The 18089-nt window shown below is 70.8% G+C and carries 20 protein-coding genes and 1 tRNA gene; 11 read left to right on the top strand and 10 right to left on the bottom strand.

Annotated features, from left to right (window positions below):
• Positions 1 to 85 precede the first annotated feature (85 nt).
• On the top strand, positions 86 to 511 hold the full coding sequence (locus tag BM333_RS13960) for a response regulator (protein ID WP_092313012.1): 426 nt from the start codon (positions 86 to 88) through the stop codon (positions 509 to 511).
• Here the strand turns inward: BM333_RS13960 and BM333_RS13965 are convergent.
• From BM333_RS13965 to BM333_RS13975, 3 genes are all read right to left on the bottom strand, one after another.
• The gene (locus BM333_RS13965; RefSeq protein ID WP_342741671.1) at positions 508 to 2406 is read right to left on the bottom strand and encodes a DNA-packaging protein; all 1899 of its coding nucleotides are present in this window, start codon (positions 2404 to 2406) and stop codon (positions 508 to 510) included. The two genes, BM333_RS13960 and BM333_RS13965, sit on opposite strands and share 4 nt — an antisense overlap.
• A gap of 165 nt (positions 2407 to 2571) precedes the next feature.
• The gene (arr, locus tag BM333_RS13970; protein ID WP_092313015.1) at positions 2572 to 2988 is read right to left on the bottom strand and encodes an NAD(+)--rifampin ADP-ribosyltransferase; all 417 of its coding nucleotides are present in this window, start codon (positions 2986 to 2988) and stop codon (positions 2572 to 2574) included.
• Between the two features lie 120 nt (positions 2989 to 3108).
• Entirely contained in the window at positions 3109 to 5748 is a 2640-nt protein-coding gene (locus tag BM333_RS13975) for a TonB-dependent receptor plug domain-containing protein (protein WP_245777288.1), read from the bottom strand.
• Positions 5749 to 5923: 175 nt separating this feature from the next.
• On the opposite strand from BM333_RS13975, the gene BM333_RS15720 reads away from it, so the two are divergent.
• Together BM333_RS15720 and BM333_RS16030 are read left to right on the top strand one after the other, a co-directional pair.
• The gene (locus tag BM333_RS15720) at positions 5924 to 6169 is read left to right on the top strand and encodes a hypothetical protein (protein ID WP_143105836.1); all 246 of its coding nucleotides are present in this window, start codon (positions 5924 to 5926) and stop codon (positions 6167 to 6169) included.
• A 73-nt stretch (positions 6170 to 6242) separates the two neighbouring features.
• Positions 6243 to 6419 carry a hypothetical protein gene (locus BM333_RS16030; protein ID WP_177221905.1) on the top strand — a complete coding sequence of 59 codons (177 nt, stop codon included), beginning with the start codon at positions 6243 to 6245 and terminating at the stop codon, positions 6417 to 6419.
• A gap of 174 nt (positions 6420 to 6593) precedes the next feature.
• On the opposite strand, the gene BM333_RS13980 is transcribed toward BM333_RS16030, so the two are convergent.
• The 6 genes from BM333_RS13980 to lipB all read right to left on the bottom strand — a co-directional run bounded on the left by BM333_RS13980 (position 6594) and on the right by lipB (position 11271).
• Positions 6594 to 7799, bottom strand: a complete 1206-nt coding sequence (locus BM333_RS13980) for a hypothetical protein (protein WP_092313018.1) — start codon at positions 7797 to 7799, stop codon at positions 6594 to 6596.
• Between the two features lie 53 nt (positions 7800 to 7852).
• Complete coding sequence (locus tag BM333_RS13985; RefSeq protein WP_092313021.1) at positions 7853 to 8359, bottom strand: hypothetical protein; 507 nt, start codon at positions 8357 to 8359, stop codon at positions 7853 to 7855.
• 3 nt (positions 8360 to 8362) lie between these two features.
• Positions 8363 to 9073: a hypothetical protein gene (locus BM333_RS15725; RefSeq protein WP_143105837.1), complete on the bottom strand. Its 711-nt coding sequence runs from the start codon at positions 9071 to 9073 to the stop codon at positions 8363 to 8365.
• Positions 9063 to 9500, bottom strand: coding sequence for a hypothetical protein (locus BM333_RS13990; RefSeq protein ID WP_092313024.1), 438 nt, complete (start codon positions 9498 to 9500; stop codon positions 9063 to 9065). The genes BM333_RS15725 and BM333_RS13990 overlap by 11 nt, the downstream gene beginning before the upstream one ends.
• Positions 9501 to 9704: 204 nt before the next feature.
• Complete coding sequence (locus BM333_RS13995) at positions 9705 to 10280, bottom strand: OmpA family protein (protein WP_143105838.1); 576 nt, start codon at positions 10278 to 10280, stop codon at positions 9705 to 9707.
• Between the two features lie 190 nt (positions 10281 to 10470).
• The gene (gene lipB / locus BM333_RS14000; protein WP_092313030.1) at positions 10471 to 11271 is read right to left on the bottom strand and encodes a lipoyl(octanoyl) transferase LipB; all 801 of its coding nucleotides are present in this window, start codon (positions 11269 to 11271) and stop codon (positions 10471 to 10473) included.
• Positions 11272 to 11300: 29 nt separating this feature from the next.
• On the opposite strand from lipB, the gene BM333_RS14005 reads away from it, so the two are divergent.
• The 8 genes from BM333_RS14005 (at position 11301) to BM333_RS14040 (ending at position 17092) form a co-directional block, all read left to right on the top strand.
• Positions 11301 to 11597, top strand: coding sequence for a FliM/FliN family flagellar motor switch protein (locus tag BM333_RS14005; protein WP_177221906.1), 297 nt, complete (start codon positions 11301 to 11303; stop codon positions 11595 to 11597).
• 51 nt (positions 11598 to 11648) lie between these two features.
• Positions 11649 to 11733 (top strand) — tRNA-Leu (locus BM333_RS14010).
• Between the two features lie 66 nt (positions 11734 to 11799).
• The gene (mgtE, locus tag BM333_RS14015; RefSeq protein ID WP_245777289.1) at positions 11800 to 13212 is read left to right on the top strand and encodes a magnesium transporter; all 1413 of its coding nucleotides are present in this window, start codon (positions 11800 to 11802) and stop codon (positions 13210 to 13212) included.
• Positions 13213 to 13273: 61 nt separating this feature from the next.
• Positions 13274 to 14536: a lysozyme gene (locus tag BM333_RS14020; protein ID WP_177221907.1), complete on the top strand. Its 1263-nt coding sequence runs from the start codon at positions 13274 to 13276 to the stop codon at positions 14534 to 14536.
• 37 nt (positions 14537 to 14573) lie between these two features.
• Positions 14574 to 15737, top strand: a complete 1164-nt coding sequence (locus tag BM333_RS14025; protein WP_092313041.1) for an isovaleryl-CoA dehydrogenase — start codon at positions 14574 to 14576, stop codon at positions 15735 to 15737.
• A 1-nt stretch (position 15738) separates the two neighbouring features.
• Positions 15739 to 16122 carry a hypothetical protein gene (locus BM333_RS14030; RefSeq protein WP_092313044.1) on the top strand — a complete coding sequence of 128 codons (384 nt, stop codon included), beginning with the start codon at positions 15739 to 15741 and terminating at the stop codon, positions 16120 to 16122.
• A 36-nt stretch (positions 16123 to 16158) separates the two neighbouring features.
• Positions 16159 to 16347: a DUF3008 family protein gene (locus tag BM333_RS14035; protein WP_092313047.1), complete on the top strand. Its 189-nt coding sequence runs from the start codon at positions 16159 to 16161 to the stop codon at positions 16345 to 16347.
• A gap of 112 nt (positions 16348 to 16459) precedes the next feature.
• A complete protein-coding gene (locus tag BM333_RS14040) occupies positions 16460 to 17092 on the top strand; it encodes an exopolysaccharide biosynthesis protein (protein WP_092313050.1) in 633 nt (210 codons plus the stop codon).
• Between the two features lie 55 nt (positions 17093 to 17147).
• On the opposite strand, the gene BM333_RS14045 is transcribed toward BM333_RS14040, so the two are convergent.
• Positions 17148 to 17978, bottom strand: coding sequence for a flagellin (locus BM333_RS14045; protein ID WP_092313053.1), 831 nt, complete (start codon positions 17976 to 17978; stop codon positions 17148 to 17150).
• Positions 17979 to 18089 lie beyond the last annotated feature (111 nt).

Here is an 18089-nt window from a genome sequence, read left to right on the forward strand (position 1 = left end):
GGAAAGAGGGTTAGCAAGCGCCGCCGTTTGCAACGGTCCGGCTTGACCTGTGTTTCGTCGGGCTCAACCGGTTTGGGGGACCGCCATGGCTTCGATCCTGATTGTCGACGACGACCCGACCGTGCGTCTGATCGCCACCGAACTGCTGCGCAGGAGCGATCATGCGATCGTGGAGGCGGCCGACGGCGCCCTGGCCATGAAGATCGTGGAGGCGGCCCAGGTCGACCTGATCGTACTCGACCTGCTGATGCCGAACGTCGACGGACTGGAAGTCATCCGACGGGTGCGCGGCTCGCACCCCGACATCCGCATCCTCGCTATCTCGTCCGGCGGCCGCGGCGGCGCCCTCAGCTATCTGGAGGCGGCGCGGGTCTTCGGGGCCGACGAGGTGATGACCAAGCCGCTGCGGCTGGCGAGCTTCGCTGCGACGGTCGAGCGTCTTCTCGCTGAACCCGCCTCCCGTCCCGGCCCGTGGGCGCTCACCGACCGACCGGCGGCCGTGGCCGCCTAGGCCTGCCGGATCCTCGGCTCCGGGCCGGGCGGATCGACCAGCAGGTCGGTCACCGCCCAGACCAGGGCGTCGGCCCGGTCCAGCGACCCCTCGCCCTCGCCGCCCAGCGCCATCAGCTCCTCCTCCAGCTCTCGGAAGGCGCCGGCGTGGCGCACCCGCCCCTGCTCGTACAGCGCCGCCACCGGCTCGGCCCGCAACCGCTTGCCCTTCGTCGCCCGCACCTCCCGCAGGCGGATCGAACAGCCCGCCGTGCGCAGCACCTGCCGCACCATGTCGCCGCCCTGGTTGACCTCGGCCACGATCGTCGTCGCCCCGATCTCGCGCGCCAGCTCCACCGCCCGCCGCGCCCAGGCGTCCGGCCCCAGCCCGGCGATCGAGCGGTCGGCCAGCACCACCGCCTCGCGCCGCCCGTCCGCCCGCCGTCGCACCCCGGCCGCCACGATGCCGCAGGCGTCCCCGCCCGCCGTCGCCGGCGGATCCACCGCCACCACCCGCCGCTCGAAGCCCTCGATCCTCCCCCCTTGGGGGAGGGCGACCGCCCGAAGGGCGGTGGAGGGGGCGCCGCATCCCTGGACCGCCCGAAGGGCGGTGGAGGGGACGCCGCATCCCGTCCGCCCATCCGGCGGGGCGGAGACGACCTCTCGCGCCGCCGCCAGCATCTCCGCCGTGAACAGGGCCCCGTCCATGTCCACGACCCGCCCCTCCAGTTCCTGGGCCTCCCGCCGGGTGCCGCCGTACACGGCCCGCAGGCCTTCGACGAAGCCCTCCGACAGGTGCGCCGCATTGGCCGTGGTCGGGGCGTGGGTCTCCACGCCGCCCGCTTCCTCCCGCAGCGCCTTCAGCGCCCGGGTCGCCCGCGGCGTCGTCGTCACGCACAGCCGGGGCGCCGCCCCGCCCGGCCCCGGGAGGCGCAGCCCCATCCGCAGCAGGGCCAGCGTCTCCGCCGCCCCGCGGCTACCCTTCGCCCGCCAGGCGCAGAATTCGTCGGCCCAGGCCGCCGCGAACTGCGGCCCCCTCAGGCTGTCCGGATCCTCGGCCGAGAAGGCGTAGGCGACCGCCCCGCTGGCGAACCGCAGCCGCCGCCGCGCCGCCTCGAACACCGGCCGCGTCGCGGTCGTCCAGCGCGGCAGCGACCGCAGCCCCGAGACCCCTTCGATCATCACCTCGCGCACGTCGTGCAGGGTCGGCCCGACCAGCGCCAGCCGTCCCTCCGGCCCCAGCGCCTCGGCCATGTCGGCCAGCCACTCGGCCCCGGCCAGGGTCTTGCCCGCCCCGCGCCCGCCGAGGAACAGCCAGGTCGTCCAGCCTCCCGCCGGCGGCCGCTGGCTGTCGCGCAGCACATGCGCCGGCCGCGGCGTCCCGGCCGCCGCCGCGCGCGCCGCCCCGGTCGCGACCGCCCGAGACCGCGCCCGCCACTGGCCCTCGGCGAAGCGCTGCAGCGCCCCGGCCATGCGCACCTGCCAGCCGACGAGCTTCCACGCCCCCGCCGCCGCCGTCGGCGCCGCCCTCGCCAGCACCGCCTCCGCCGCGCCCGCCGGGTCGCCCGGATCGAAGTCGAAAGCCAGTTCGGCGCAGCGCACGGTCATCCGCACCACCTCCGGATGCGGCGCCTCCCGCTCGCCGACCGCCGCCGGCACGGCGCTCGCCACCTCGAGCAGCACCGGCGGCGGCCCCTTGGCCAGGGTCGGAATCCCCAGGTCGCGCTTGCGCCGTCCCTGCTTCCGCGCGTGGTGGAAGATCGAACTCGGCGACACCCCGCAGGCGGCCGCCACCGCCGCCACCGGCTCCCCCGCCAGGTAGCGGTCGACCACCTTGACCCAGTCCGCCTTCAACGGCCGCCCGGCCTTCGCCCCCCGCCTTTTCGCCTTCGCCCTCGTCGCCGCCCGCTCCGCCACGCCCTTCGCCCCGTCCGGTTCATCCCGAACGGCATTATCCGCCGGTCCGGAAAGCCGTCGGGAATATGACGCTGCCTCCTCCTGAAAACCCTTTCCGATCAAGGGGCGGAGGCGCGCCGATATGTCAGGAGTTAATGTTTCGACGTCGCGGCGGCGTGTCGCGCCTCAGTCCTCGATCGCCCCGATCCCCCGGGCCTCCAGCTCCGCCACCCCCGCCTTCATCTGCGCCACCTGCGCGGGGGAATGCCCCACCCAGCCGACCACCTCGCCGAGCACCCGCAGCGGCTCCCGCGTCCGGTACGAGCGCGACGGATTGCCGGGGAAACGCTGGTCGGTCAGGTTCGGATCGTCCTCCAGCGCCCCGGTCGGCTCGACCACATAGATCCGTCCCGGACCGTCGCCGACCGCCAGCTCCGCGCCCCACACCGCAGCGTCCAGGGTCGCGCTCACATAGACCCACCCCGCCGCCCGGCGCGCTCCATAGTTCGACGCCCGTCCCGCCTCGAGCGTCTCTCCGGGCGTCAGCGCGGCGCGCGTCCCGTGGAAATAGGCGGCGGCGAACGGCGTGGCGGCGGCGGTCATGGGCGGCTCTCCCGGGTTGCGAAGCGCCCCAGCCTGCGAAAAATCGGCCCGCCGCCAATCCTTGATCTCGATTATCTTCCACCCACATCGGGTCTGAGCGAGGCCCCCCGGTCTGCGCGATCAGAACCGCCGCGATACGGACACGAACGCCACCCGCCCGCGCGGATCGGCCACCATCGGGTCGTAGCCGAGGGCGAACTGGGCCAGCGGCGGGTCGCGGTCCGCCAGGTTGCGGACGCCGAGGCTGACGGACAGGTCCGGGCCCAGCGCCGTCTCTCCCACCAGGTCGAAGGTCAGCTGCGAGCGGATGTGCGGGTCGGGGATCCCGGCCCGGTCGTTGCGATAGCCCGAGACATGGTGCGCCAGGGCGGCGAGCGACCAGCCGTCACCCGCCCAGCCGATCTCCGCCTCGCCGCGCAGGCGCGGCAGCGAGCGGGCGATGTTCGACAGGTTGGTCGAACCCACCCCGGACACCGGCGGGGCGTCGACGGTCAGCCGCACCTCGTAGCTGTGCACCCAGGCCCACTGCGTCGAGGCCCACAGCCTTCCCCATCGCGTGGATCGATCCAGCCGCACGGCCACATCCAGCCCGCTGGTCTCGATCGAGGCGGCGTTGATGAAGTCCAGCTCGACCAGGCTCAGCGCGCCGGTCGCGTCGCGCTGCACGCGCCGCTGCGCCTCCGTGCCGCTCAGCCCCGCCGCGTCGTCGGCCCGGGCCTGGTCGATCAGCGGCTGGGCCGGCGCCTTCACCACCAGGTCGCGATAGTCGAAGCGCCAGCCGTCCAGCGACACGACCGCGCCCTCGAACGGCCGCCACACCGCGCCCAGCGTCCACGTTTCCGACCGCTCCGGCTTCAGGTCGGGATCGCCCCGCGTCACCGTATTGACGAAGACGAAGGCTCCCCCGTCGAACACCGAGGGCTGCGACGCCTGCGCCCCCTCGCGCACGAACACCGACGGCGAGCGGAATCCCTCGGCCCAGGAGGCGCGCAGGGTCAGCCGGTCCGACAGATGCAGGGCCGCCGCCGCCTTCGGGCTCAGCGAGCCGGTCCCCGCCTCCCGCTCGTAGCGGGCCCCGACCTGCGCCTCCAGCCGGTCGCCCAGCGTCAGACGCGCCTCGCCGAACACCGCGCCCGCCGTCTGCGCGCCGCCGAAGTCCGGCGACAGGCCCGCGGTCAGCAGTTCGCCCGCATTGGCCAGGTCGCTCCAGTCCTGACGAAAGGCAGAGCGTCGCGCCTGCGCCCCGACGGCGACGTCCAGCGCGCCCCAGCGGCCCTCCGCCGCCGGTCCGGCGACCAGCCCGTCCAGCGTCGCCAGGCTCGAGGCGCCGCGCAGTCCGGTCGAGCCGGTCAGATCCTCGATCAGCGCCGCCGGGTTGGGGGTCCCGGTTCCCAGCTGCGCGCTGCCGAACGGGTTGAAGTACAGGCAGCCGCCCTGCCCCGGCTGCCCCGTGGCCGGGTCGCAGTCGCGCCCGCCGAGGCCGCGCAGGGCGTTGGCGAAGGCGCTGCCGATCACGTCCGGCTTGTCGTAGGCGACCGTCTGCCGGCTGACCGCGGCCGCCACGTTCCACCGCCAGCCGCCGCCCCAGCCGCCGTCCAGCTCCGCCGCCGCCCGCCGCGCATCATAGGCGAAGTCGGCAGTCGACGCGCCCGCCTCGGCCCCCAGCAGCCGGCCGCGGAAGCCCACGTCCTCGCCGAACGGGTTGTCCGGGTGGCTCGCCGGAACGACCGGCGACCCCGCCAGGATGGGCAGCGACGGCGACTGCCGCACCGTCGTCTCCGTCCGCGCCCAGCCGGCCTGCAGGCGCAGGTCCACCGTCGGCGTCAGCGCCCCGCGCCAGCTCGCCCACGCCTGGCCGCGATCCTCCCCGGCCGCCAGGTCGAAGAAGTCGGAGTAGTCCAGCCGGCAGAACGGATCGCTCGCCGAGGCGCGGAAGGCCTTGCCGAAGGCCGGGTCGTCGCAGTCCGGATCGGGCGCGAAACCGCCGGTCGACGGCCGGAAGTAGGATCCCGGCTGGCCGAAACTGGTCACCGCCGCCCACGGCGCATAGCCGTAGGTCGCCGCCTGGGTGAAGGCGCGGTCGTCGCTGCCCAGCGAGGCGCGGTGGAACACCGCCCCCGCCAGCACCAGGTCGCCGCCCAGCCAGCGGCCGCCGCCGACGGCCTCCAGCGCGGTCTCGCCCGTGCCGTCGGCCGCCGCATGGCGCACCCGCGCCTCAATCCCGTCCACCCGCCGGCGGGTGATCAGGTTGACCACCCCGGCCACCGCATCCGAACCGTAGGTCGCCGAAGCCCCGTCCTTGAGGATGTCGATGCGCTCCAGCGCGATCAGCGGGACAAGCGTCCCGACGTCGACGAAGGTCGAGCCGTCGGTGGCCGCCACCGCGCTGACCGCCGAGCGCCGGCCGTCGACCAGCACCAGGGTCGAGCCGAGGCCGAGGTTGCGCAGGTTGAACTGCGACGTTCCCGAGGTCTGCGGCTGGCCCAGCTGGTCGACCTGCCACTCCGAGCCCGAGTTGGCCGGCGTCAGCGACGGCAGGGCCGAGGCGTCCAGTACGGCGCGCCGCTCCAGTTCCGCCCGCCCCAGCGTCTCCACCGGCGCCGCCGCGTTCGGCCGCGGGATCAGCGAGCCCGTGACCACCACCTCGCCGAGCCGGGCCGCCGCGTCGTCCGCGACCTGCGCCCGCGCCTCGCCCCCGGCGATAATTCCGCCGCACAGGGCGAGCGGCAGCAACATCGTGGTCGGAGAGGGCGTGCGCATGGCGCGGCTCTTGTCCGGTTTCGCGCGCCGGCGCAATTCCCGACCGCGCCGCCGGTCCGCGTCGCCCGCGCCCCTCCACCTTCCTGTGGACCATCGCGCCCGCCCCCTCGCCACCCGTTCCGGTTTTGTTCTCGTGTCGACCTCCCGTCGGATGGCGCCCCGGGAGAGCCTGACCATGACCCACACCCCACCCCCAGCCGCCTCCGCCGAAGCGGACCACCCCCGTCATCCCGCCCGCAGCGAAGCGGAGAGCCGGGACGACCCCCTCGTGGCCCTCGCCGCCGGTCTCGTCGCCCAGGGCGGCTCCGACGCCGTGGTCGGCGTCCGCGCCCTGCTCCGCCACGTCCAGACCCACCATCCCGCCGCCCTCGAGCGCATGGTCGCCGAACTCCACCTCCAGCGCCTGCGCCGCGCCGCCTGACCGCCCGCGCCAGGCGCCGCAGGAAATCTGCCGCTCCGCTGAAACCTCTTTCCCGCCAACGCCTTGAATCCGCATGAGCAAGTCGGTCGACGACATACGCGAGGAGCTCTCGGCCCTGATCGGCGACGCGGTGCCCGAGGACGACCCCGAGCGCCGCCAGGCCCTGCTGGTGCTGGCGGACCACTGGGCCGACATCCTCCGCCGCCGCGCCGACGACCACGGCGGCGGCCGGCCCCACCCCGGCGCCTGAACCCGTCCTCCGTCTCCTCCCCATGCGATGTGGAGGGGGACCAGGCGAAGCGGGGTGGAGGGGTCGAGGAGGCCTCCGCGCCCATCCCCCCCCCCCCCGTACGCGCTCGACCCGCGCCGGGGCGGGCGGCCGAGACGCCCGCGGGACCGGTGGCCCGGGACTGCTCCGCCGGCGTCAGGGCCGGAAACGGAAGAGGTAAGAGAACGGCTGCCGCTGACCGTTCGGATCGGCGACGGGAGGCACGACCGCGGCCACGACGACGCTTTCGGGACTCTCCGCCGCAAGGGCCGTGATCTCTCCATCCGGCCCCGCCCCACTCTCAACGGGAGGTTCACCTGCGCCGCCGGTGTAAAGGCGGGCCGGCCAGCCACGGCCACCCGCAACATACACAAGGCGCCGTCCGTCGAGCGCGATGGGGGCGAGGAAAGAACTGATCGAGCCGTGGCCCTCAACGCCGGATGTGGCCACGCCATTCTGGCCGAAGCGTTGCCAGACATGGCCGGACTGCGTCAGGAAGACTGCCGCAAACTGGTCGCTGCCGGCGACGGGCGTCAGGCGGACGTTGAAGGCGGAGCCTCGACGGGGCGACGACGACCAGATCGACTGTACGGAGTCGATCCATCCACCATCGGGGTCCAGGGTCGTCAGGGACATGCGCTCGCCCAACGGATCGCCGGTTCCCCATGCCAGAGCCGCGCCGCCGTCGAGAAGCGCGTGGGAGGATACATTCGGCATGTGCGAGAGACTGTCCTCAAGCGTTTCCGTCGATCCCTCCCGACCGTGGGGATCGAAGGCCGCGAACCGCAAGGCGTGCAATCGGGTAGCCGCGGTGAAGCTCGTGAATGCGACGGCCACCGCGTTGTCCCTGAGGGGGATGATCCATCCCCTGCGGGCCTCCTGGGCGGCGGCGCCGTCGGCCAACGACTCCGTCAGCAGCCGGCTCTCCCCGACAGGCTCCCCCGACCTGTCGAACCGCTGGAGCCTCATGCCCGCCGCCGGAGCATGCGCTTCGGCGACCTCATCGGCTGTGTAGTAGAGCACCCAGAAACCGCCATCCGAGGCGGGCGCCACATCGAAGACCGTTCTCTGGTCGGGCACGAAGGGGCGGCCAACCAGGCCCTCGGAGGAGGTGTAGACCTGAACCTGATCCATGCCTCGGCCTTCGGGCCGATCACTGATCGTGAGCACGAAGCGATCGGGCCCGATCACTTCAAGATCCTTGACGATGCCCGGGAACGGCTGACCGATGCTGCCCCGCTGCTGGGTCGACGAGGGACGCTCGGGCTCGATGTGCTGCGCCGCCGCGGGCCAGCTTGCCGCCCCGGACGACAGGATCGCGAGGGTCGCGAGCGAGCGGGCGATGGGTGTGAGGTGCCTCATTCAACTGGCTCCCGGAATGCGGCCCGCAGGTCCGCGGCTGGAGTGCGAGGGGATCAATCTCTGTTCTGGGGCCGGGAACCCAGCGCTTCCTCGATACATCGAAGCGCCGCGGTGCGGGTCCCGCCCGAGACGTCGGGTCTCGGATGATCGAAGTCCCGGACGTAGATCGACCGGAGGAAGCCCTCTCTCGCCCGGCCGATGCACTGCATCCGCTGATACGAGCCGCGTTCGCGCGTGTAGCCCAGCACGATGACCACCAATGGCGCCGCGGTTGCACGTTCGGGTGTGGAAGTTCGCACGCAGTCGACGCGCTCGTGCGTGGGGTCGGGGTCGTGGGTGAGGCAGTGGCGGAAAACTTCGCCGTCGAACGAGGGGCGGCCGTAACGCAAGCGGCCGTCGGCTTCGAGCGCCTCCAGCAGCCGCACGGTCTGGCCGGCAAGCGGGTCGCCAGGCCCGCCAGTGGCGAGCACGACGATTTCCGCCTCGGGCACGGAGGAAGCGCCGTTTACAGGGCTGGGCGGCGCGAAAGCGAGCGCCAGAGCGAGAGCGGCTCGGAACATCGCCTACTCCACCTCCGGCTGAGGCCAGGCGACGGCGCTGATGAGGCGGTTGCCGTGCCCCGTGCGCCAGGCGCCGAGCCGCCGCATGGGCACTCCCTCTTCGGTCATCTGGACATGGACGGCGGTCGAATCAGGAACGGGCGGAGTGGGTGGCGGCGGCGGAAGCATGGGCGCTCCGGGAGGCGGAGGCGGCGGCACATAGGGGGCCTCGCCGGGCCAGAAGGGACCCGCCGCGGCGCGGCAGGGGTCGGAGAGGCTGGCTTCGATAGCCTGCACATCCTGCGCGCGCAGGCGACCGCTGGCCGGTCGCCATCGCTCAGCGTCCAATACAACCCTCGGGGCGCTGCCGGGATGGGGTGGCTGCTGGACCACCCGTGGGTCACGGTCCTGTTTCCAGAACCACCACGAGCCGTCGCTCTCCTGCCAGACGGCCGTCCAGATGGTGTTGCCGTAAAGGCCGCCCGGCGGGGCGATCGTTCGAAACAACACACGCGCGTCACGGGGTGGTGAGGGCCATGGCCCTTCGGGGATCACGAATTCGGCGAACAGCTGATCTTCATAGGCCATGTTGCGAGCACGCAGCTCGGCCGTTGACGGATCGCTCCGCGCCGCTTCGATGCGGGCGATTTGTTCTGGAGAAGCCACTCGGCATTCAGCGGGACTCTGCTGCCAGGGCGCTGGCGCGATTTCGTCCACCAGAAGCTCAAACAACATCAGCAGCCCTCCCGCCGCCGACAGCAAGCCGCCCGCGGGTTTCGCGAACCAGGCCGAAGACGGCGCCGCCGACCGCGCCCGCGCCCGCCGTCATCAGCAACAGGATCCAGCCCGGCTCTCGCTGGTCGTCCGGGGTTCCGCCGCTGGAGAGGAGGAGCACCCCGGCGAGCAGCCCGACGATCGCGCCCGCCGCCACGAACCAGGGCAGGCTGTCCCGCCGGACCGCTTTCAGAATCAGGAAGGACGGCAGGCCGCCGATCAGGGCGGCCGGAACAGTGAACAGAAGACCGAAAAGCGCGTAGGCGAGCGCGCCGAAAAACCATGACGCAGGCTCTGCGCCCGACGAGGCGCTGAGGGCCGCTCCCAATGCGAAACTGGAGGCGAAGGGAGCCGCTGCAAAGGCCACGATAGTCCGTGCGACCGACATTTCTCACCCCCGCGCCGACCGTGACTGGAACCGGCCTTGTCTAAAACGTCAAGGTTGAACCGGACGTGCGTCAGATTGCGTCATGCTGCGCTTGGGGTCCCGCACCTCTCCCGACAGGGCAGCCGCTCCAGACGACGTACCGGGCGAGGTCTGTCAGCTGAGGAGAGCTTCACGCTGGCGTCCAGGGAAGCTCCAGTCGCCCCGTCATCCGCAGGTCGGTTGTGCGTTCTCCGGCTCGACCACGATCTCGACACGCTCGTCGTTCACCGCCCACGCGACCGCATCTCCGCAAGCGATCGTCCAGACGCGGTCTGCAGGAATGCCGCCTTCCACGAGCAGCTCCCGAACCAGATTGGCCCGGATTTGCGAGCGCATGGCGCGATCCATCTCCTTGGTGTCCCGGAAGTGCGAGTGACCCACCACGGTGACCCGCATCCCGGGCCGAAGCGGGGTGCAGGGGGCCCGGCAGCCCTCCACGCCCGTCACCCGCCGCGCCGTCCGCTTGACGCCTTCGCGAAAGACCTCGTCCAGCGCGATCATTGGCCCGATGAACTGGACCCGGCTGACGACCGCCCGGGAGCCGCCGCCCTCGGCCTGCTGCGCCTTAACCGGACTATCAAGACAGAAGAGCATCAGGCTGGCGAAGGCCAGCGAGCGGAATTTCAGACCCTTGCCCATAGAATAAACCTGCAGCTCGAACTGTGGATCGCCTCGGGATTGATCTCGCCTGGAGCGCCCGAGCCGGTGAGAAACAGCTTGACTGAAACCGTCGTCGACCAAGGCGTCAAGGGCTCGAGCGGCAGCGGTCAGATCGCGTCATCGGCGCCCTTGGCTCCGAGCAGGCCCCACCTCCGGTCCGTGCTTCCAACAGGTCGCTCGACCAGCGCCGCCGGAGAGCGAGCGATTGTCCGTCGCTGACGGTCAGCCCCGCCAAACTGGGTGATGCTGCGTCTTGCACCTCAGGCGACGCTCAGAATCGCCGCGGTGTGTCGGCAGCGATCTCGCCTCTCACCGGCGCCTCCGCCTCCCGCACCGCTCCGAACACCCGGCGGAAGCTCGTCTTCAGCGCCGCGTCGGCCTCGTCCAGCGTGGCCGGCACGCCGAGGTCGACGAGGCTGGTGACGCCGTGCTCCTGGATGCCGCACGGCACGATGCCGGCGAAGTGCGACAGGTCGGGCTCCACGTTCAGGCTGACGCCGTGGAAGCTGACCCAGCGGCGCACCTTGACCCCGATGGCGGCGATCTTGTCATCTCTTCCCCCGCTCGCGGGGGGAGTGTCGGCGTAGCCGACGAGGGGGGGCCGCGACCACCCCGCGCCCTTGCGCTCGACCCACACGCCGACCCGGCCCTCGCGCGTTCCGGCGGGGACCCCGAACTCGCCCAGCGCGCCGACGATCCACTGCTCCAGCCCGCGCACGAAGGCGCGCACGTCGCGGCCGCGCCGGTCGAGGTCGAGCATCACATAGGCCACCCGCTGGCCGGGACCGTGATAGGTGAACTGCCCCCCGCGCCCCGTGCGGTGCACCGGAAATCGGCCGGGATCGAGCAGGTCGCTGTCCTTCGACGACACCCCGGCGGTGTAGAGCGGCGGGTGCTCCAGCAGCCAGACCAGCTCGTCGGCCTCGCCGGCCGCGATGGCCGCGGCCCGGGCCTCCATCGCCGCCACCGCCTCGGGGTAGCCGACGTAGCCCGGCGACACGGCCCAGCCCGCCGGCCGTCCGTCGGCCCGGACCAGCTTCGCCGTCGATTCGCTTAAGGTTGGGGAAACCATGACGCTCCAATGTGGGGGTCGGGAGCGTCATGCAAGATCACCCCTCCGAAGTTCAGTCCGCGTCGAGTCCCCCCATGAGCCAGATCGAAGCCGTCGACGTGGAGATCTCGGTTGTGCTGGGGCGCTCGGTGCTGCCCATGGCCCAGCTGCTGCGCATGGGCCGCGGCGCCGTCATTCCGCTCGACGCCTCCGAGAACGACGAGGTCTGGATCCTCGCCAACAACCACCCCGTCGCCCGCGGCGCCATCGAGATCCGCGAGGACCGCATCGCCATCACCGTCACCCGCCCGGCCGACGTATACGATTTCATGGCGGGGGCGGCGTAGGGCCCCTTCCCTTTCGCCCCGACACCCGCTATCTGCCCCCCTCCGATGCGAGCGGTCGTGGCGGAATTGGTAGACGCGCAGCGTTGAGGTCGCTGTGGGGCAACCCGTGGAAGTTCGAGTCTTCTCGACCGCACCAAATCGGAACCGAATTTATTTTCGAGGAAAATCATCGGCTTCTAGCTGACGTTTCGGGAGTCGCGGCATGAACTCCAATACAATGCCCCTCCCCGTCGCCGATGAGGACATCGAGCACGTCGCCCTCGACGAGGACTACGTCCTCACCCCGGCCTTCGTCGAGAAGGTGGTCGACGCCGCCGACGACGGCGACGGCCTGAAGCTCCGCGGCCTGCTCGAGGACCTGCACCCTGCCGACGTCGCCGACCTGATGGGCTTCCTGACGGCCGAGCATCGCGCCGTCGTCACCCTCTGGCTGCCGCCGGATCTGCTCGCCGAGACCCTGCCCGAGCTTGACGACGGCATCCGCGAGGAGGTGCTCGAGCGAGTCCCCCACCTGACCCTCGCCGAGGCCCTGCAGGAGCTCGATTCGGACGACGCCGCCGCCGTCGTCGAGGACCTCGAGCAGGATCAGCGCGAGAAGGTGCTGGCGGCCATGCCCGAGGTCGACCGCGCCGCCATCGAAAGCTCGCTGGGCTACGCCGAGGACTCCGCCGGCCGCCTGATGCAGCGCGAGGTCATGGCCGCGCCGCAGTTCTGGAACGTCGGCGACACCATCGACCACGTCCGCGCCCAGGGCGAGGAGTTGCCCGAGCTGTTCTTCGACATCTACGTCGTCGACCCGCTGAACCGCCCCGTCGGCGGCGTCCCCGTCAGCCGGCTGCTGCGCACGCCGCGGGCCACCCCGCTCAGCGAGATAATGGACCCGGTCAACGAGATCGCCGTCGACCAGGACCAGGAAGAGGTCGCCTACATCTTCGAGAAATACCACCTGATCTCGGCCCCGGTCATCGACAGCGCCGGCCGGCTGGTGGGCCAGGTCACCGTCGACGACATCGTCAACATCATCCAGGAGGAGAACCGCGAGGACATCCTCCGCCTCGCCGGCGTCGCCGACGAGGACCGCGGCTCCTCGGTGTCCGAGATCGTCCGCGGCCGGGTGCCGTGGCTGGCGATCAACCTCGCCACCGCGGTTCTCGGAGCCAGCGTCATCGGCTGGTTCGAGGGCACCATCCAGGAGATCGTCGCCCTCGCCATTCTGATGCCGATTGTGTCAGCGATCGGCGGAAACGCGGGCACCCAGGCTCTGACAGTGACCGTCCGGGCCCTCGCCACGCGCGAACTGAACAGCTCGAACGCGCCGCGGACCTTCTGGCGCGAAATGCTGGTGGGCATGGCCAACGGGCTGGTGCTGGCGCCCCTGATCGGCGTCGCCACCGCCTTCTGGTTCTGGGACGAGGACTGGAGGATCGGCCTGGTCATCGCCGCCGCCATGGTGCTCAACCTGCTGGTCGCCGCAACCGTGGGCGTGCTGACGCCGCTCACCTTGTCGCGCCTGAAGTTCGACCCGGCCGTCTCCTCGGCCGTCTTCGTCACGGCCACGACCGATTTCTTCGGTTTCCTGATCTTCCTCGGCCTGGCGACGGTCGTCCTGCTGTAGGCCCGGGGCTTGCTGGTTCCCTTGACGAGCGAGCGTTTGCGTCTCGATTTGGGTCAATCCGGTGTCCGACACGGCCAGATCACGTCTGAAGGTCTCCCGCGAGGGGATCGTGCTCATCAAGAGCTTCGAGGGCTTCCGCCCGCGCGCCGTCCTCAATGAGGAGGGCCGCTGGACGATCGGCTACGGCCATACGGCCTCGGCCCGCGAAGGCCTGACGGTCGGCGAACAGGACGCCGAACTGCTGCTGCAGTACGATCTGCTGCCGGTGGTGAAGGCTCTGAACGAGCAGGTCGCCATCCCCCTGAACCAGCACCAGTTCGACGCCCTGGCCAGCTTCGCCGTCTCCGTCGGCGTCGACCGCTTCCTGCGGTCAGATGTGCTTTTGCGGCTGAACGCCGGTCACGCCGGCGAGGCCGCCGACGCCCTGTTCGACTGGCCCGAGCCGCCGGCGCCGGACAGCGCGCTGCGCCGCCGCGCCGCGGAGCGCGCCCTTTTCGTCGCCGATCCGCTGGCGCCGATCCATCTCGCCGACCTGCTGGCGGCCCCCCTGCCCCCGCCGCGCACGTCGCCAGCTTCCTCCGACGCCCGGGCGGCCGCAATCGCGGCCCTGCTGGGAGAAGCGGCGGAGCCCGACGAGGCCGCTGCTGCGCCGGTCGGCTCCGCCCTCGGGAGCTGGGCGCCGCAGGAGCCGGCCTTCCTCGCGCCGGCCCAGACCTCGGTGCACCAGCGGTTCTCACCCTACGCAGGGGTGACCACCGGACCGTTGCCCGGGCTCCCGACACTCGATGCGCCCGCATCCGCCGGGGACGCGGAACCCGGGTCCGGGCCATCCGCGGACTCGCAGCCGACGCCCGGGCCCTCATTCGACCCTGTCGCGGCCGCCGCCGAGGCGCCGCGGGTCGAACCGGAACCCGCGCCTGAGGCCCGGCCCGCTTCCGAGCCGGTCGAGCCGCTGGTCCTCACCCCGGCGCGGGAAGGCGACTTCGCCGAGGTCCAACGCGAGCCCTGGGGGGCGGAGCAGCCCGCCGCCGCGCTGCAGGGTGAAACGGAGCTGTTCGACGACGAAGCCTCGCTCTCGGTGCTTCGACACGAGAGGGAGCCGCCACGTCCGCGTCGCTTCGACTGGGGCGAAACGGGCGCCTTCCTGATCATGGGCATGGTTGGACTGGGCGCCTGCGCCGCCGCCGCCGCGTCCTTCCGGAAGGCCATGACCGGGGGCGCCGGCGACTTCGCCATCATCGGGTGGGTGCTGGCGCTGATCGGCCTGACCTGCGTCGGCGTCTCCTCATGGAACCTGTATCGGCGCTGGGGTCGGCGCGACTGACTTTGCCCGGCGCGCCCGCGATGCTACGCCCGCGGCCATGAGCATTCCCAACGCCCCCCAATCCATGGAATTCGGCCTCGGCGAGACCGCCGACGCCATCCGTGAGACCACCGCCCGCTGGGCCGCCGACCGTCTGGCCCCGCTGGCCGCAGAGATCGACGAGACCAACCTGTTCCGGCGCGAGCTGTGGCCCGAGATGGGCGAGCTCGGGCTGCACGGCATCACCGTCGAGGAAGAGTACGGCGGCCTTGGCCTCGGCTACCTTGAGCATGTGGTCGCCATGGAGGAAGTCTCCCGCGCCTCGGCCTCGATCGGCCTCAGCTACGGGGCCCATTCCAACCTGTGCGTCAACCAGATCCGCCGCTGGGGCACGGACGAACAGAAGCAGCGCTACCTGCCGAAGCTGATCTCCGGCGAGCACGTCGGTTCGCTGGCCATGTCCGAGGCCGGCTCGGGGTCGGACGTCATGTCGATGCGCACCCGTGCCGAGAAGAAGGGCGACCGCTACGTCCTCAACGGGACCAAGTTCTGGATCACCAACGCCCCGCACGCCGACACCCTGGTGGTCTACGCCCGCACCGGCGACGGCAACGGCGGCGTCACCGCCTTCCTGGTCGAGAAGGGCATGAAGGGGTTCAGCGTCTCGAAGAAGCTGGACAAGATGGGCATGCGCGGCTCGGACACCGCCGAGCTGGTGTTCGAGGACTGCGAGGTCCCCGAAGAGAACATCATGGGCGGCGAGGGGCGCGGCGCGGCCGTGCTCATGTCGGGCCTCGACTATGAACGGGCGGTGCTGTCGGCGGGTCCGCTGGGCATCATGCAGGCGGCGCTGGACGTGGTTCTGCCCTACGTCCGCGAGCGCAAGCAGTTCGGCAAGGCCATCGGCTCCTTCCAGCTGATGCAGGGCAAGATTGCCGACATGTACGTGGCCCTGAACAGCGCCCGCGCCTACGTCTACTCGGTGGCCCGCGCCTGCGACGCCGGCCTGACCACCCGCTACGACGCCGCCGGCGCCATCCTGCTGGCCTCGGAGAACGCGGTGAAGGTGACGCTGGAAGCCGTGCAGGCCCTCGGCGGCGCCGGCTATACGAAGGAATGGCCGGTCGAGCGTCTGGTCCGCGACGCCAAGCTCTACGACATCGGCGCCGGCACCAACGAAATCCGGCGCTTCCTGATCGGACGGGAGCTTCTGGGAGGCTGAGGTGCCGCTCGCCGCGATCAATCTCTTCTTCGCAGGGATGGGAAGCCTCGCCGTGAGCATGGCTCTGATCTATGCCACCGCGCCGCGTCTGGGCGCCTATCTCCGGCGGCAGACGCCACCGGTCGACGTTCCTGAGTTCGACCTTTACGCGCCACTGAGGATGAACCGTCTGGTGTGGCTGATCCTTACGATCCGGCTGCCGAAAGATCGTCCTTTGTTGCGAAACCTGGTGATCGCGAGCCGGCTCTTCTATTCCGCGGCTCCGTTGCTCATGATCTCGGGGATGGTCTTCGGCTTGCAGGGAGATGCGCCTCCTCCGAATGGCGCCGGCGAGCTGGTGGACACCGCATATACGCTGGAGATTTCCTCGGAACCGGCTGGCTAGCCTGTCGGTTGCCTTCCGTACGGAAGGAGAACCGCTATGCCCGCCAAGTCCGCCGCCCAGCAGAAGGCCGCCGGAGCCGCCCTGTCGGCCAAGCGCGGCGATACGCCGAAATCGGAGCTCAAGGGGCCCTCGAAGTCGATGGCCGAGTCGATGAGCGAGAAGGAGCTCGAGAAGATGGCCAGCACCAGCCGCAAGGACAAGCCGGAGCACAAGTCGGACGACTGACCACCGTCCCAGGCCCTGGCCTGCGACCCAGCATGTGGATGTTTGTTAAGTGGCGCTTGCGCCCCGACGTGCATAGATCGCCGCTACAACCGTCCAGCCAGGCCGTCGCCCGATGCCCGACTACGACTATCAGAGCGACATCCGGTCCTTCTCCCAGGTGATCGAGGACATCGGCCGCAAGGACGATCCCAGGCTCTATCTCGGAGAACTGGTCGACGCCTTCGGCGAGCGCGGCTTCGGCGCGCTCATGCTGTTCTTCGGGCTGCTCAACATCGCCATCGGCATCATTCCGGGCACGACCACCGTTCTCGGCGCGCCCCTGCTGCTCATGGGCCTGCAACTGGCCACCCGGGCGGATCAGCTGTGGCTGCCGCGCTGGGCGATGAAGCGCTGGATCGAGCGCAAGACCTACCGGGAGGGGGTCGAGAAAGTGCTCCCGCGCGTGCGCATGGTGGAGCGGCTGTCACGCCCCCGGCTTCACGTGATGACCAGCGAGCTGTCGGAGATGCTCATCGGCGTCGCCACGGTCGCCCTCGCCTGCATTCTCGTGCTGCCGATCTGGGGCGGCAATCTTGTGCCGGCGCTGATCATCTCGACCTTCGGATTCGGCCTGATGCAGCGCGACGGGCTGGTCGTGCTGCTCGGCTGGCTGGGCGTGGCCGGGGTGGGCCTGTTCATCTGGCTGGCCTGGGAGCTGGTCAGCGCCGCCGTCTCCTCCTTCTTCCAGGCCACGGGCCTGGGCTGAACGCGAGACGCCGGAGAGGTCTCCCTCTCCGGCGCCTGCGAGAACCTGACGTGAATCAGCTGCGGAACAGCGACAGGACCAGCTGCGGCGTCTGGTTGGCGATGCCCAGCGCCTGAACCCCCAGCTGCTGCTTCGTCTGCAGGGCCTGGAGCTTGGCGCTTTCCTTCGCCAGGTCGGCGTCGACCAGGTTGCCCACTCCCGCCTCCAGCGCATCCGTCAGCTTGCCGACGAATGTGGTGTGGGTCGAGAGCGCCTTCGACATGGTGCCGAGACGCGCGAGCGCGCCCGAAACCGCATCGATGGAGTTGCTGACCGCCGTGTGGGCGGCCGCGGCCGCGGCCTGGGTGCTGATCGTCTGCGCCGCGCCTACCGAGACGATCGTGCCGCCCAAAGCCATGACTTCGGCGTCGACGGTGAGCGTCGACGTGCCTTGCGCATTGGCCAGCGCCTCGAACCCCGTCGCCCCCGTCTTCAGCAGGTTGATCCCGTTGAATTCGGCATTGGCGGTGACCGATGCGATCTGCTCGCGCAGGGAGACGAAGTCCTCGTTAAGGGCGGCCCGGGCCGCGGTCAGCAGCGACGCATCCGTCGCCGCGAGTGCCTTCTCCTTCATCTGGAGCAAGAGGTCGGAAACCGTCTCGCCCGCCGCCAGCGCCACATCGACCGCGGCGACGCCACGATCGAGAGACTGTTTCACCGCGCTCAAAGCCCCGATCTCGGCTCGTTGGCCTTGGGCGATCGCCCAGATGGCCCCGTTGTCCTTGGCGTTGGCCACAGACTTGCCGGTGTTGATCCGGTTCTGCGTCGTCGCCAGCTGGGCGTTGGTCGCGTTCAGGTTCTGGAGCGCGATCATCGCGCCCACGTTGGTGTTGACCGACATGACCATCGGCTGTTCCTTCCATTCTGGTCGGGTTGGTTAACGGCCTTCTGGCCGTCGAACCGGTTCTGGTTCGCGCACGTCCACGCAAGACCCGGACCGCTCCCCCGACAATGGAAA

This window comes from Brevundimonas viscosa (genome assembly GCF_900116065.1).
GTDB lineage: Bacteria > Pseudomonadota > Alphaproteobacteria > Caulobacterales > Caulobacteraceae > Brevundimonas > Brevundimonas viscosa.